This is a genomic window from Candidatus Amarolinea dominans (assembly GCF_016704685.1).
GTDB lineage: Bacteria > Chloroflexota > Anaerolineae > SSC4 > Amarolineaceae > Amarolinea > Amarolinea dominans.
Window position 1 is genome coordinate 45685 of record NZ_JADIZS010000082.1, and the last position, 14270, is coordinate 59954.

General features: G+C 63.7%; 13 protein-coding genes. 2 read left to right on the forward strand and 11 right to left on the reverse strand.

Annotated features, from left to right (window positions below; all coding sequences use genetic code 11):
- Nucleotides 1-6: 6 nt before the first annotated feature.
- The 9 genes from murJ to IPF85_RS27905 all read right to left on the reverse strand — a co-directional run bounded on the left by murJ (nucleotide 7) and on the right by IPF85_RS27905 (nucleotide 8877).
- Nucleotides 7-1557 carry a murein biosynthesis integral membrane protein MurJ gene (gene murJ, locus IPF85_RS27865; protein ID WP_343411311.1) on the reverse strand — a complete coding sequence of 517 codons (1551 nt, stop codon included), beginning with the start codon at nucleotides 1555-1557 and terminating at the stop codon, nucleotides 7-9.
- A 244-nt stretch (nucleotides 1558-1801) separates the two neighbouring features.
- Nucleotides 1802-2968, reverse strand: coding sequence for a thiolase domain-containing protein (locus IPF85_RS27870; RefSeq protein ID WP_343411312.1), 1167 nt, complete (start codon nucleotides 2966-2968; stop codon nucleotides 1802-1804).
- Nucleotides 2969-3029: 61 nt separating this feature from the next.
- Nucleotides 3030-4079, reverse strand: coding sequence for a hydroxymethylglutaryl-CoA synthase (locus IPF85_RS27875; protein WP_343411313.1), 1050 nt, complete (start codon nucleotides 4077-4079; stop codon nucleotides 3030-3032).
- A gap of 2 nt (nucleotides 4080-4081) precedes the next feature.
- A complete protein-coding gene (locus IPF85_RS27880; RefSeq protein ID WP_343411314.1) occupies nucleotides 4082-4549 on the reverse strand; it encodes a CBS domain-containing protein in 468 nt (155 codons plus the stop codon).
- 234 nt (nucleotides 4550-4783) lie between these two features.
- Nucleotides 4784-5188 carry a hypothetical protein gene (locus IPF85_RS27885; protein WP_343411315.1) on the reverse strand — a complete coding sequence of 135 codons (405 nt, stop codon included), beginning with the start codon at nucleotides 5186-5188 and terminating at the stop codon, nucleotides 4784-4786.
- A 179-nt stretch (nucleotides 5189-5367) separates the two neighbouring features.
- Nucleotides 5368-6246, reverse strand: a complete 879-nt coding sequence (locus tag IPF85_RS27890) for a CoA ester lyase (RefSeq protein ID WP_343411316.1) — start codon at nucleotides 6244-6246, stop codon at nucleotides 5368-5370.
- Between the two features lie 17 nt (nucleotides 6247-6263).
- Nucleotides 6264-6875: an NAD(P)-binding domain-containing protein gene (locus tag IPF85_RS27895; protein WP_343411317.1), complete on the reverse strand. Its 612-nt coding sequence runs from the start codon at nucleotides 6873-6875 to the stop codon at nucleotides 6264-6266.
- Between the two features lie 104 nt (nucleotides 6876-6979).
- Nucleotides 6980-7432 (reverse strand): MaoC family dehydratase, encoded by a 453-nt coding sequence (locus IPF85_RS27900; RefSeq protein WP_343411318.1) that lies wholly within the window; start codon nucleotides 7430-7432, stop codon nucleotides 6980-6982.
- A 20-nt stretch (nucleotides 7433-7452) separates the two neighbouring features.
- Nucleotides 7453-8877: a nucleotide sugar dehydrogenase gene (locus IPF85_RS27905; RefSeq protein WP_343411319.1), complete on the reverse strand. Its 1425-nt coding sequence runs from the start codon at nucleotides 8875-8877 to the stop codon at nucleotides 7453-7455.
- A gap of 168 nt (nucleotides 8878-9045) precedes the next feature.
- Between IPF85_RS27905 and hutH the strand changes: the two genes are divergently transcribed.
- Nucleotides 9046-10674, forward strand: a complete 1629-nt coding sequence (hutH, locus tag IPF85_RS27910) for a histidine ammonia-lyase (RefSeq protein ID WP_343411320.1) — start codon at nucleotides 9046-9048, stop codon at nucleotides 10672-10674.
- Between the two features lie 44 nt (nucleotides 10675-10718).
- Here the strand turns inward: hutH and IPF85_RS27915 are convergent, their stop codons facing one another.
- Nucleotides 10719-12596, reverse strand: coding sequence for an ABC transporter transmembrane domain-containing protein (locus IPF85_RS27915; protein ID WP_343411321.1), 1878 nt, complete (start codon nucleotides 12594-12596; stop codon nucleotides 10719-10721).
- A gap of 79 nt (nucleotides 12597-12675) precedes the next feature.
- Between IPF85_RS27915 and IPF85_RS27920 the strand changes: the two genes are divergently transcribed.
- Nucleotides 12676-12837, forward strand: a complete 162-nt coding sequence (locus IPF85_RS27920) for a hypothetical protein (RefSeq protein ID WP_343411322.1) — start codon at nucleotides 12676-12678, stop codon at nucleotides 12835-12837.
- 494 nt (nucleotides 12838-13331) lie between these two features.
- On the opposite strand, the gene IPF85_RS27925 is transcribed toward IPF85_RS27920, so the two are convergent.
- A complete protein-coding gene (locus IPF85_RS27925) occupies nucleotides 13332-14243 on the reverse strand; it encodes a dihydrodipicolinate synthase family protein (protein WP_343411323.1) in 912 nt (303 codons plus the stop codon).
- Between the last annotated feature and the right edge of the window lie 27 nt (nucleotides 14244-14270).

Below are 14270 nucleotides of genomic sequence, written 5' to 3' on the forward strand. Positions count from 1 at the left end.
ACGGCGTTAGCGGCGGAGCAAGTGTCGGATGGCCTGCAACTCCTCCGCGCGTGCCAGCCAGGCGACGGTCAGATAGACGCCGACGCCGAGGGGCAGGCAAAGCAGCACCTTCAACCAGGCGCCGGACACTCCCGGCGCCTGTTGCCATCCCCAGACGACGATCCCCAGGGCGGTGCTGGCCAGGGCGGTGCGCCAGAGCGCCGGCGCCAGCATCCCGGCCTGCAGCCCGCCCAAGCGCCGGCGTAACAGCCAGAGAAGTGCGACCATCTCGATCGTGGTGGCGATGCTGTTCGCCAGGGCCAGGCCTCCATGTTGCAGCGGCCCCAGCAGAAGCAGGCTGAGCACGATGTTGAGCAGCATGGCGCCCACACCGATCACGACCGGGGTGGCGGTGTCGTGCAGCGCGTAGAAGGCGCGCGCCGCCACTTCAACCACCGAATGTCCCACCAACCCAAGCGCATACAGTTGCAGGGCTGTCACCACCAGGGCCGTGGAGGCCGCGGTGAAGGCGTTGCGCTGCAAGAGCACCGTAATCAGCGGGCGCGCCAGCAGGATCAGGCCAATGGCCGCCGGCAGGGTGAAGAAAAGAATGGTGCGCAGGGCCGTGGTGAAGGTGCTGCGTAGGGCCGCCAGGTTGTGCTGGGCAACCTGCGTGGCAAAGGTGGGAAAGACGACGGTGGCCACGGCCTGGGCAAAGATACCCTGCGGCAAGAGCATGAGCAACCAACCGTAGTTGAGCGCGGCCAGGCGACCTTCGGGCAGACCGGACGCCAGGATGGTATTCACCCAGAAGTTGAGCTGTACCGCGGCCAGTCCCAGCACGCGGGGCGCCATCAGGCGGCCGATCTCGCGCACGCCGGCATCATGCACGTCCAACAGCGGGAAGTAGCGGGCGCCCAGGCGCACGAGCGCGGGTATCTGCACCAACAGATGGCCGGCCGCGCCCACCAGCACCCCGATGGCCAGGCCGCGCACGCCCAGGGCGCCGCCCAACAACCAGGCCCCGCCGATGATCGCCAGGTTGTAGATGATCGGTGCGGCGGCCGGCGCCAGGAAATGTTGCATCGCATTGAGCGCGCCCATCACCAGGCCGCTGATCCCAAAAATGATCGTCGAGATGAGCATCAGGCGCATGAGGCTGACGGTCAGCGCCTGCTGCGCCGCGCTGAAGCCAGGCGCCAACAGGTGACGCACCAGCCAGGGCGCGCTCACCGCGGCCAGGATGGCGGTTAGCGTCAGCAGGAGAGCCATCAAGTTGGCAACAGCACTCGCCAGCCGCCAGGCTTTGGCGCGGTCTCCTTGCAGCAGGCGTGCGGCGAACGTGGGGATGAAGGCCGAGCCAAGCGCGCCGCCGGCCACCAGTTGAAAGAGCAGATCTGGCACGCGGAAGGCCGCCAGGTAAGCATCAAGCTCGGCGCTGGTGCCAAATTGCGCGCCGATGACCACTTCTCGCAGCAGCCCCAGGGCGCGGCTGACGATGAAGAAGCCCATGACCAGGGCCGCGGCGCGCGCCATGCTGGTGTTTTGTGTTGCGCTGTTCTGTTTGACGTGCGTCATGCGCTGTTCATGCCCCGGCTTCTCCATAATCCGGGGTAGGGGCATGGCCTTGCGCCTGCCCGCGTGGGCGACCGCAAGGGTGCGCCCCTACAAATTTCTCCATAATCCGGGGTAGGGGCATGGCCTTGCGCCTGCCCGCGTGGGCGACCGCAAGGGTGCGCCCCTACAAATTTCTCCATAATCCGGGGTAGGGGCATGGCCTTGCGCCTGCCCGCGTGGGCGACCGCAAGGGTGCGCCCCTACTTTAGTTCATCCGTTGCAGAATATGGGTGGCGACCGTGGCGCCGCTGCCGCCGATGTTTTGCGTCATGCCGATGGCCGCATTCTGCACCTGGTTGGGGCCGGCGCGGCTGGTCAGTTGCAGGTAGGCCTCCACGACCTGATAAACACCGGTGGCGCCGACGGGGTGGCCGCGTGCCTTGAGGCCCCCCATGGTTGACATGGGCAGGCGGCCTTCGGTGGTGATCTCCCCCTCTTTGGCCATCTCGTGCGCCTTACCCGGCCCGGCAAAGCCGCAAGCCTCCAGGGAAAGCGCCGCCATCACGCTGAAGGCGTCGTGCGCCTCGAAGAAGTTGATGTCCTGTGGTTCGAGGCCCGCCTGTGCATAGGCCCGGCGGCTGGAGAGGTACGAGGCCTGCAGGAACATGGGCGTTGCACGGCTGTGAACGGCGACCGAATCGGTGGCATTGGCCGAGGCCAGCACACGTGCGAACGGCCGGCCGCTGGCCTTGATCTCCGCCATGCGGTCCCCCGAGCAAATAATCAGCGCGGCCGCGCCATCGCAGATGGGGGAGGCGTCCAGCACGCGAATCGGATCGGCTACCACCGGTGAACGCCGGTAGGTGCGCATATCAACCGCCTTCTGGAACATGGCGTTGGGGTTGCGTGCGCCGTTGTGATGGGCGTTGATGGGGAAATAGGCCAGGTCTTCGGGGATCAGGCTGTATTCGTAGAGGTAGCGGCGCATGATCATGGCGTTGAGGGCCACGAAGCTGACGCCATGCGAGGCTTCCTCATCGTAGTCGGCGGCCATGGCCAAACCACGTGTCGTGATCCGTGGATCGGTGGCGGTCAGTTTCTCGACGCCGCAGACCGCGACGATGTCATGCTGCCCGCTGGCAATTGCCATGACGCCCCAGCGTACCGCTGCCCCGCCCGATCCGCAGGCGGCCTCGGCGGTGGCGGCGTCAATGCCGCGCAGGCCTGCCGCGTCCGCGATGAGTGCGCCCAGGTGCTGCTGGTTGAGCAGGACGCCCGACAGCATGTTGCCGACATACAAACCTTCCACCGACTCAGCCCCGGCATCGTGCATGGCGGCTTCGACGGCGCGTGCTGCCATGACCCGCAGGCTCAGATCGTTATGGCGCCCGACGGCTGTCTGGCCGACGCCGATGATGTAGGCATCGCGCATGTTAGTCTCCGTTGTCCCCTGGTTTTCCGTCCCCGTCATTCAGAAACTGATCTGGAAATTTCTAATTGGAATAAAACTTGCCTTGAAACCTGGCATAGGTTGCGTAATCAATGTCCCGACGACGCTTGACATAATCGCTGACACAGGGCGCGGCTAAGCGCGGGGCGTAGATGCGGTCAGTGACCACCAGGGAAAAGGCGTCACTGCCGGCGCCCGCGCCAAATGACACCACCAGGATGCGTTCGCCAGCCGTAGCCACATCCAGGACCGCGCTGAGGCTAAGCAGGACCGAACCGGCATGAGTGCTGCCGATATCCTCAACCAGGAACCCCGCGGCATATTGGTCGTAGGAAAAACCCAGGGCTTCTGCGGCGCGCCGCGGGACTTTGTTGTCTGGCTGATGGAAGATCACGTGCTGGTAGTCGGCGGCGCTGCGCCCCAGTTCACTCAACAGTTGGCTGGCGGCTGCTTTGACATGGTCGTTGTAGGCTTCGGAGCCGGTGGAGCGCAAGGCGTTACTGTAGTAGCGCGCACCGGGGCGCCGCCAGATGTCCATGCTATGGGTGACGTAGGAGATGGAGCCTTCGATGATGGCCACGCTCTCTTCCGCCGGCCCAACGATGACGGCCGCGCCGCCGGCTGCGGTGGTGTACTCCAGGGCGTCGCCGGGGCGTCCTTGCGCGGCGTCCATGCCGATGCACATGGCGTAGTCAGCCATGCCAGAGCCGACCAGGGCGATGCAGGCCTGCAGCGCCTCGGTGCCGGCCTTGCCGCCAAATTCCCAATCGGCGGCAAGGGTTTCGGGCGAGGCGCCCAGAAATTCGGCTACGATCGTACTGGTTGGTTTGACCGCGTAGGGGTGAGATTCGCTGCCCACCCACAGCGCCTTCAGCTCTTTGGGGTCAATCGCGGCGCGCCACATGGCATTGCGCGCCGCTTCGATAGACATGGTGGCGGTATCTTCATCAATTCCGGCTACCGCCTTTTGTTTGACAGGCCAGCCGGCGTCTTTTCCGCGCCAGACCCGCGCAATCTCTTCGCCGGCCAGGCGGTAACGGGGCACGTAGGCGCCATGACCGACGAGACCGACATCCCGATTGGGCTTGAGCATCGCTATTCCAGGGGCGCGGGCTGCATATGGAACTGACGCCTGAAGATGGACTGATAGACATCGCCCTGACTGACGATCCCCACCAGTTTGCCGCCTTCGACCACGGGTAGGCGTCGAATGGTCCAGAGCACCATCAGGCCGGCGGCTTCCAACAGCGGAGTGTCCGGAGAAACCGTCTGTACATGACGGGTCATCACCTCACCGGCCGTGATGCCGCTGATGTCATCGAAACCCTCATCTTTGGCCGAATGAGCCAGGCTGGGGGTAGGCGATTCCAGGAGGTGCCGGAAGAGGGGGTGCATTTCGCGCAGCACGTCCTTTTCTGAAATAATGCCGACCATGCTGCCTTCGTCATTGACAACAGGCAGACCGCTCAGGTGACACTCCACAATGGTACGCGCCACATCGCTGAGCGGCGCTTTTTCATTTACCACGAACACGTTGGTCGTCATGATTGATCGAATGGTCACAGTTCCCTCCCTCATGGCATCAGATCTCAAGTCGAGATAGGTATTGGTTGTCTCTATCTTATTAGCATCACTATAACGCAATGCGCCATAAAAGTCAACGGCGAATTGGGCGGTCTTGACAAAGGTCGCGCGGGTAGCGCCGCGACTCGCCGGTGGTTAGGTGTGCCTACCCGTTTGGGTGGGGTGACGTGCGGGTGCAGGGGCAGGCCGCCAGGGGGTAACGGACGGCTGCGGTCACGCGTCGTGGGGTTCGATTTCCCACGTGTCCTGCTGGCTGCCCCAATGGCTGCTGCCGTCACTACGACTAACGTGCCACCATGTCCTGCGCACCACGGTGACGCCGGGCGCTTTCTGCTCCGCGCTGAGGGCGGTGGCCGGCGACGAGACCGGGGCTGGGCCGGGGCGCGTCAGTCGGTTGCCGAGCAGGCGCTGAGCGAGGCGCAGCGCCAGCGCCGCGGTGGCCACGGCCACCGTTGCCCCCACCTCGCGGCGGGTGATGGCCGGCAAGGTCAAGCCACCGAAGCGGGTGACAGCCAATTTGTCATTGATGTTCGCCCCACAGGCGCGACAGATCGTTGCCTCCGCCGCATTGGCGGCCCGGCAACGTGGACAGATGCGCTGAACAGACATGATCGTCATGGCAAACCTCCCAAAAACGTAAGCGTTCAGGCCCTCACCCCCCGGCCCCCTCTCCCGTCGTGGAAAAGCACACGACGGGAGAGGGGGAGCGGCCACACCTCAGCCCCCTCTCCCGACGACAGCAGTTCCGTCGTCGGGAGAGGGGGTAGGGGGTGAGGGTCTGAACGGTTACCCAAAAACTAAGACCCGGAACCGACCAGGCCGGCCCGCGCGATGACCTGCTCGGCCGCGCGAATCAGCGGCATGTCCACCATCTTGCCTTCGTAGGCAAAGGCGCCGGCGCCTGCGGCCTGCTGACGAGCGTGGGCTTCGATCAGGCGCCGCGCCTGAGCCACCGCCTCAGCCGACGGGGTAAACGCGGCGTTGATCACCTCGACCTGGCGCGGGTGAATCGCCATCTTGCCGGTATATCCCATCTGCATGGCGCGCTGACATTCCCGCTGCAGGCCATCCATGTCGTTCAAATCTACAAAGACGGTGTCAATCGCCTGCCGGCGATAGGCCGCGGCCGCGGTCACCACCGCGCTGCGCGCATAAAATACTTCCCAGCCTTCGGCCGTGCGCGTCGCGCCCATGTCACCGGCCAGGTCCTCCGCGCCGAACATCAACGCATCCACGCGGTCATCCGCGGCCGCAATCTCGCGCACGTTCATGACGCCCAGCGCCGTTTCCACGATCACCAACATGCGCACTGCGCCCGCAGGCCATCCCTGCGCGTGTTCGACCCGCGCCAGGGCCTCGCTGACCTTTTGTACCTGGCCGGCAGATTCTACCTTGGGCAAGACCAGGCCATCCGGTCGGCCGGTCATCACCGCATCCAGATCAGCCGTCTCCAACCCAGAGCCAACCGGGTTGATGCGCACCAGGCGCTCGCGGCTGCCAAAATCAAGGCCGGCCAGGGCTTCCACAATCGTGGCCCGCGCCTCGGCCTTACGGCTGAACGCCACGCCATCTTCCAAGTCCATAATGATGCTGTCGGTCGGCAGCCGCGTGGCTTTTTCGATTTTGCGTAGACTGTCGCCGGGCATGAACAAAAGGGAACGTCGGACGCGGGCCATGAAACCTCCTGCCTATCTCAGTCGGTTAGCACCTTGAAGGCCAGGTGGCGCCCCATGCGCTGGCCGTTGGCCAGGGCAAACCACAAGCCTGTCACCATGTCAACCAACGGCGCCTGGGCGATTTCGCCCACGCGTATGGGGTGCAGTCCCGCGTCCGCGATCAACTGCTCAACGGCCACCTGCGCGTCTCCCCCCGCGCCACAGTAGAACAGATCGGCCTGTTGATCGCCAAAGCGAGGATTGACGAGATTTTCCCAACCCATGCTGTTGAACGCCCGAAACACCCTGGCGCTCGGCGCCTGGGCGGCGAAGATGGCAGCGCTGTTCATGGTCGGCGCGCCCATGCGGTTGGCCGCATCAATGACAATTTTGCCGTTCAAGGCCGCGGCATGGGTGCGAATGGTTGCCTCCATGGCGCCGCCGGGAATGGCAAAGACCACGACATCGCCGAAAGCAATGGCGGAGGCCATCGTCCCAACCGCTGCCTGCGCCCCCAGCTCGCTGACAAACGCTTGCACATGAGGGCTGTTCGCTTCACGCACGCCGAACTGAACCGTATGACCGGCCTGCGCCCATCGCTTGCCCAGCGTACCGCCGATATTCCCGGCGCCTAGAACTCCAACTTTCATGTTTTCCCACCTTTCGTGTCACTGCTTAAGCTCCTGCGTCCGGCGCTAGCCTGCGCAGGCAGGGTTGATCATCCTTGCCGCGACTTCGGTCGCCCGCAACCTTCTCAGATTGGTCGCTTCAGAAAAAGTACCGTCCGTTCCAATTCAATCACTACCATACCGGCCTGATTCTTGCCAATGTGACGCAGCCGCACCAGGCCGCGGTCGGGCTTGGAGGCGGAATCCCGCATTTCCAGCACCTCTGTCTCCACGTAGATGGTGTCGCCATGAAAGACGGGGCGCGGATGGGTTACGCGCTCATACGACAGGTTCGCCACGATCGTGCCCTCTGTCAATTCTGGCACGGTCAGGCCAACTACCAGGCCCATCGTGAAGATGCCATTGACGATGCGCTGCCCAAACGACGTGCGGCTGGCAAAATCCTCATTCAGATGCAGCGGCTGCGGGTTCATCGTCAGGGCACTGAAAAGCACATTATCCATCTCCGTCACCGTGCGCCCCAGGCTGTGTTGGATCCGCATCCCCACCGTCAGCTCGTCAAAATACTTGCCCGTCATGACGATCTCCCTCGATTGATCTATTCCTCGTCGTCCTCCGCAGGCTCTGCAACAGGTGCGTCAGGTCGCAGCACCGGCGCGCCCACAGCCAGATAGGTGTAACCGCGCGCGACCAGTTCGGCAAAGTCAGAAATCATGCGCCGGCCGTCAATGATCAGATAGGGCGGCCGCGAGGTCTGCTCGATCTCATTAGAAATACCGCGGAATTCCTCCCAATCGGTCGAGATGAACAGGGCATCGCTGCCTTCCAGGGCCGCGTGGGCGCTGTCGTGATAGCTGATCTTCTCGAACAGGTGATTGCGCGCCGGATCGAAGTAACGCTGCGCCTCCTCGGTCGCCAGGGGGTCATAGGCCCGGATCGCCTTGACGCCCAGCGCCAGCAGGCTATCCACGACCTTGAGCGCAGACGAGTCACGTATGTCATTGGTGTGCTTCTTGAAGGCCAGCCCCAGCAAGGTCACCGTTTTATGGTTGAAATTGAAAAGCGCCTCGTGTACCGCACGCTCGATCAGGTAGCTCTTCTGATACTCGTTGATCTGGTACACCGAGCGCAGCAGATCGGTGGACTTGCCGCGGCGGCTCAACTGATAGGTGAGCGATTGGATGTCCTTGCCAAAACAACTGCCGCCGGCGCCGTTGCTGACATACGAACCCCACGTGCTGATGCGTTCGTCCGCGGTGACGCCCAGCTTGAGCTGCGCCATATCAATGTTGTCGAACGTTTCCGCCAGGCGTGCGCCCACCCCATTCCAGAAGGAGATGTAGGTCAGCAGCAGCGTATTGGCCACATACTTGATCGCCTCGGCCGTCTCCGGGGTCGTTTCGATGTAGCGAATGCGTACATGGTTGACGAACTGTGGGTAAACATGACGCAGCACGTTGAAATCTTCGTTCGTGTCCGCGCCCACAACTACCCGGTCCGGCTTGCGTGAACGCTCGACCGCGTTGCCTTCGGGTAGGAACTCCGGGTTGGACGCGACGCCAAAGTTGGGTACCCCGTGCTCTGTCAGCACCTTTTGCAGCTTGCGTGCCGTACCCACCGGAACCGTGCTCTTGTTGACCAAAACCACCCGGCGCTGATCGCGGCGCTGAGTCAGCAGCTCGCCCAGTTGATGAACTGCCTTGAGATAGTAGCTCAGGTCGGTGGCTCCGCTGCGCAGGGGTGGGGTGGGCAGGCATAAGAAGATGACCTGGGTGCCTTCGATGACTTCACGGATCTGTGCTGCGTCCGACACGAAGAACAGGTGGCGATCAAGGTTCTCAGCAATCACATCGGCCAGTTCTGGCTCGTTGACATAGCTTTCGATGCGGTGACGGTCTCCGCTCTGATAGGCTTCGATGCGGACCTGGTCAATGTCGTAGGCGTAGACTTGATGACCAAACTCAGAGCACACGGCAGCATGGGTCAGACCGACAAAACCGGTGCCCACAACTAGGATTTTCATGCAGATTCTTGCCTCATGCGACGCGCCTGGGATGTGGTGCGGGGGACGCCGTCATCATACCCCAAAACAGGATGCCTGGCAACTTGCCGCCCTATTTTGTCGCGCAGTTGATCACCACCTGTGGTAAAATAGGGTCACTCTCGCGGAGCAAGGAGGCTCTCACGTTCCATGACTGCTGGCTTTTTCGAATTAGTGCTTGACGGGCAATCGCTTACCATCGCCCAGGTTGTACGCGTGGCGCAGGCCGCGCCGGGAACCCTGCACCTGCGCCTGGACGACGCGGCGCAGGCACGCGTCCGGCGGGCACAGGCTGCCGTCGAGCAGATCATCGCGCAAGAACAGGTCGTTTACGGCATCACCACCGGCTTTGGCGCGTTCAAGAACATCTTCATCTCCCCAGAGCAGACGACCCAGTTGCAGCGCAACATCCTGATGAGCCACGCGGTGGGCGTCGGTGCGCCCTTTCCCACCAATGTCGTGCGCGCGATGATGCTCATTCGCGCCAACACGCTGGCCCTGGGACATTCTGGCGTGCGGCCGCAGGTGATCGAATTCCTGCTGCGCCTGCTGGAGCGCGGGGTACACCCGGTGGTGCCCCGGCAAGGTTCGCTGGGCGCGTCCGGCGACCTGGCGCCGCTGGCGCACGTCAGCCTGGTGTTGATCGGCCTGGGCGAGGCGGAGGTGCAGGGCGAGATTTTGCCGGGCGCGGCCGCGCTGGCGCGGGTTGACCTGGCGCCGCTGACGCTGCAGGCCAAAGAGGGCCTGGCGCTGACCAACGGTACAGGCCTGATGGCTGCGCTCGGCTGCCTGGCCGTGGCTGAGGCCGAAAACGCGGCCCGCGTGGCCGACATTGCCGGCTGCCTGTCGCTGGAAGCGCTGCACGGCACGACGCGCGCCTTCGACGCGCGCATCCATGCCGCACGGCCGCACCCGCGCCAGGTGGAATGTGCGGCCCGCCTGCGCGAGCTGTTGACCGGTTCGGAGTTCACACGGGACCGCCCCGGTGTTCTTGGGGAAGATCGCCAACCCGCGCCGTCGGCAGACTTCGTGCCGCCGCACCGCCACACGCCGGTTGATCCGCAGGACGCGTACACGCTGCGCTGCATTCCCCAAGTCCACGGCGCGTGCGAGGATGCCATCAAGTACGCGCGCTGGGTGGTGGAGATCGAGCTGAACAGCGCCACCGATAACCCGCTGATTTTTGTGGATGAGGCGAGCGGCGCGGTGGATGTCATCTCCGGGGGTAATTTTCACGGCGAGCCGCTGGCCATTGCCTTCGATTACCTGGGCCTGGCCCTGACCGAGCTGGGCAACATGTCCGAGCGCCGCTTGAGCCGCCTGCTGGATGCGGATAGCAACGGGCATGTGCTGCCCCCATTCCTGACCGCAGATGGCGGCCTCAACAGCGGCTTCATGTTGGTGCAATACACCGCAGCCGCGCTGTGCAGTGAAAACAAGGCCCTGGTACACCCGGCCAGCGCCGATACGATTCCAACATCGGCCAATGTCGAAGATCATGTCAGCAATGGGCCGATTGCCGGACGCCAGGCGCGGCGCATCCTGCGCAACCTGGAGACCATCCTGGCCATGGAACTGCTGGCCGCCAGCCAGGGTATTGATTTCCGCCGTCAAGTGCTCGGGCCTGACACGCGGCTGGGACAGGGCACCGCGCCCGTCTACGAGCTGGTGCGTACACAGGTGCCGTTTGTGACCACAGATGTCGTGATGTACCCGCTGATCGAAACCGCCCGCCAGTTGGTTATCAGCGGGGCGGTGGTTGCCAGCACGTTGAACTGAGAACTCCTGAATCCTTTGCGTCCCTGCGTTCAGACATTTTTGGATCAGCCCAGGCCGGGGAGGAAGCTGAAGGAGCGCCGGCGGGGTGTTGTGACCGGCCCAGCGTCGGCGGCGCTGACGGAGGTTGTGGCCGGCGATTCGTCGAGCTTGAACTGTATGCGGTAGAGGCGCGCGTACAGGCCATCCTGCGCCATCAATTCCTCGTGCGTACCCAACTCCACCAGGCGGCCCTCTTCCAAAACCGCGATGCGATGCGCGTTCTGAATCGTGGACAGCCGGTGCGCAATGACCACGCTGGTGCGGTCGCGCATCAGGTGCTCCAGCGCCTCCTGCACCAGGCCCTCGCTTTCGCTGTCCAGCGACGAGGTGGCTTCGTCCAGCAGGAGAATGCGCGGGTTCTTGAGGATGGCGCGGGCAATGGCGATGCGCTGGCGCTGGCCGCCGCTGAGCTTGACCCCGCGCTCGCCCACGATGGTCTCATAGCCGTTGGGGAGCTGCAAGATGAAGTCGTGCGCATTGGCCGCGCGCGCCGCTTCGATCATCTCCGCCTCGCTGGCGCCCAGGCGGCCGTAGAGGATGTTGTCGCGCACGCTGCCGCCGAACAGCAGCGTCTCCTGCGGCACGATGCCGATCTGGCTGCGCAGGCTGTGAACCTGCACCGTGCGGATGTCGAACCCGTCTACGCAGATGCGGCCGGCCGTCGGATCGTAGAAGCGGGGAACCAGGTTGACCAGGGTCGTCTTGCCGGCGCCGCTGGGGCCGACCAGCGCCAGCACCTCGCCAGGCTGCACATCCAGGGTGATGTCAGTCAGGATGGCGGCGCCGGCGGGGTTATCCCGATAGGCAAACGATACCCCCTCGAAGGTGATACGCCCCTGCACCGGCGGCAGCGGCGGCGCGCCGGGCGCATCGGCGATCTCCGGCTGCGCGTCGAGAATCTCGAACAGGCGCCGACTGGCGCCGAGCGCCTCTTGCAGGCCGGTCCACAGGCTGCTAAACTGACCGATGGAGCCGGCAATGGTCAGGGTGAGGATGAGGAACATCAGCAGTTGCCCGGCAGTCAGGCGACCGGCCAGCACCTCGTGCCCTCCGAACCAGAAGATGGAGATCACGGCGGCAAAGCCCATGAAGGACGCCAGGGGGCCAAAGAGCGAGCTCAGGCGGATGCGTTTGAACGCCAGGAGCAGCGTCTGCTGAATACTCTGGCGAAAGCGGCCTACCTCGTAGGCTTCGCGTGTGAACGATTGCACCACGCGCACGCCGCCGATGGCCTCTTCGAGCACGGTGGTCGCGTCAGCCAGTTGATCCTGCACCGCGGTGGAGAGCGTGCGCAAACGGCGGCCAAAGAGGATGGCAATGAGCATCACCAGCGGAATCAGCACCAGCATGAAGACGGTCAGGCGCCAGTTGGTGACGATGATGAGGATGAACGCGCCGATGAAGGTCAGGGTTTGCGAGAGCGCGGTGGAGATGTCCGCGGTGACGACGCTGCGCACCGTGGTCACGTCGTTGGTCAAGCGGCTGACCAGCTCACCGGTGCGGCGTTCGTTGAAGAAACTAAGCGACAGGCGCTGCAGATGTTCGAACAGCGCGATGCGCATGTCGGCCAGCACGCGTTCGCCGATCGTGGCGAGCAGATAGCCGCGCACGAAATAGACGACGCTTTGCAGGGCGAAGATGCCGATCAGGATCAGGGTAATTTGATTGAGCAGCGTGGCATCACCGCGACTGAAGACCGCATCAATCAGAAATTGCAGGGCATAGGGGCCGGCCAGCGACAGGATGCTGCCGAGAACCACCGCCGCCAGCATCACCGCCAGACGCCGGCGATACGGTTGCACAAACGCAAACAGCCGTCGGAACTGGCTCATGCCGCTCAGCGGGTTCACACGGAGAGGGTTTTCTTGTTTTTTTTCAGTCATAACACCTCATTTTGTCGGTCACGTCTTAGGTGTGACGACATCGTTCGGAGTTAGGTCACGCCCCTCTAGGAGACTGGCGATGCGCATATCACTTAAAGCATCAATAATTACACTGCTGGCGATCATCCTGTTGACGGCCTGCGCCGACATACCGCCTGGGCGCGCCAATGAGCCGCAGCGTGCCGAGCGCCAGGCACACCGGCGGTGTGCGTCTGGTGATGTGACACTCAAGACGATTTGATCCGGTCGGCACGCCTCCTGTCCAGCACGGTTCTGGGCGATGTCGCCGGGGTATCACGCTGTATTCACGGCCCACATATGCCCCTTGACCCTTTGGAGGAGCGCTTTCGCTGACAGACCAGGTTTGGCGCTTGGGGCACGGGCAGGGGGAAGAATTCTTGCAGTTACCAGGTCACAGGGTCAGGCGCTCCATAGTACTGAAACCCTCACGCGGGGGGCCTGCGAACTGCTGAAAGCGTGCAGGTGAGCAGCGGACGGCAGCTTTGTAGTTCATAACAACAGAATCTACCATTTTGTATTATTTCCAATGAATGACGGCTTGGCGCAAGCACGCCCCGACATCGATGCAGTGTGGCAGGCTGTCCAGAAGTCATTCACTTTCCTGGAAGCAGCGCCGCCCGATGCTGTCCCAATGGAGGCAACCCCTGTTCGATAACGTCGTCCGACCGTAGGTCACGCCTACGGTGACGATGTTGTCCGGCCAGGAGGCCGGACCTACAGGGCCGCAGCCAGTTCGTTGGTCCAGGCGATCACCTGCTGGCGCTCGCTGTCGGTGATGTTGCGCAGGGGCAGGCGCGCTAATCCGCCCACCTGGCCGCGGGCGGCCAGGCCGGCCTTCCAGCCGGCAATGCCATGACGACCGACGGTTTCGCTGACCCGGCGCAGCAGCTCGCCATAGCGGCGGGTCGCGGCGATGTCGCCGTCGCGGGCTGCCCGCACCAGGTTGGCGGCCGCTTCGGGCAGCACATTGGCCGCGGCCAGGATCACGCCATCCACCAGGCCGGTCAACAGGAAGCCGGGCGCGGCGTGCGCGGAGCCGCCGAGAATGATGAAATCGTGGCCGGCCGCGGCTTCACGATAGAGGCCGGCCATCTGCGGGTCGCCGCCGCTGTTCTTCATGCCGATGATGTTGGGATGCCCGGCCAGCGCGGCCACCGACTCGGCCGGCAGCGTCACATTGACGATGGGCGGCACGCTGTAGAGCATGATGGGGATGGGGCTGGCGTCGGCCACCGCGCGGTAGTGATTGGTCAGATTGGCGGCGTTCATCGCCTTCTGATAATAGCTGGGCGTCACCACCAGCGCCACATCGGCCCCGGCCCGGCCCGCCTGCCGGGTCTCCTCGATGGTCTGCCGCGTGCCGGACAGACCGGCGCCCGCGATCAGCAGCCGGTCGGCCGCAATCTGCTGACGGCCCACTTCGAGCACCAGGGCGCGCTCGAACTCGCTCAAATGCACCTGCTCGCCCGTGGAGCCAAGCAGGAGGATGCCATCCAGGCCGCGGGTCAGCATCCAGGCCGCGTTGCCGCGCAGACCGGCCACATCCACCTGGTCCGCGGCGTCGAAGGGGGTGATGAGGGCGACAAAAGCGCCGGCCAGGCGCTCTTTCAACGTTCGATGATCCATGATGTCTCCTAAGAAAACGAATTCCAG

Bases quoted from the DNA above. Each gene is read 5' to 3' on its own strand.
- IPF85_RS27885 (WP_343411315.1), bottom strand. From the start codon at position 5,188: ATGACGATCATGTCTGTTCAGCGCATCTGTCCACGTTGCCGGGCCGCC.
- IPF85_RS27920 (WP_343411322.1), top strand. From the start codon at position 12,676: ATGCGCATATCACTTAAAGCATCAATAATTACACTGCTGGCGATCATC.
- IPF85_RS27915 (WP_343411321.1), bottom strand. From the start codon at position 12,596: ATGACTGAAAAAAAACAAGAAAACCCTCTCCGTGTGAACCCGCTGAGC.
- IPF85_RS27890 (WP_343411316.1), bottom strand. From the start codon at position 6,246: ATGGCCCGCGTCCGACGTTCCCTTTTGTTCATGCCCGGCGACAGTCTA.
- IPF85_RS27900 (WP_343411318.1), bottom strand. From the start codon at position 7,432: ATGACGGGCAAGTATTTTGACGAGCTGACGGTGGGGATGCGGATCCAA.
- IPF85_RS27870 (WP_343411312.1), bottom strand. From the start codon at position 2,968: ATGCGCGATGCCTACATCATCGGCGTCGGCCAGACAGCCGTCGGGCGC.
- IPF85_RS27895 (WP_343411317.1), bottom strand. From the start codon at position 6,875: ATGAAAGTTGGAGTTCTAGGCGCCGGGAATATCGGCGGTACGCTGGGC.
- IPF85_RS27925 (WP_343411323.1), bottom strand. From the start codon at position 14,243: ATGGATCATCGAACGTTGAAAGAGCGCCTGGCCGGCGCTTTTGTCGCC.
- murJ (WP_343411311.1), bottom strand. From the start codon at position 1,557: ATGACGCACGTCAAACAGAACAGCGCAACACAAAACACCAGCATGGCG.
- hutH (WP_343411320.1), top strand. From the start codon at position 9,046: ATGACTGCTGGCTTTTTCGAATTAGTGCTTGACGGGCAATCGCTTACC.
- IPF85_RS27875 (WP_343411313.1), bottom strand. From the start codon at position 4,079: ATGCTCAAGCCCAATCGGGATGTCGGTCTCGTCGGTCATGGCGCCTAC.
- IPF85_RS27905 (WP_343411319.1), bottom strand. From the start codon at position 8,877: ATGAAAATCCTAGTTGTGGGCACCGGTTTTGTCGGTCTGACCCATGCT.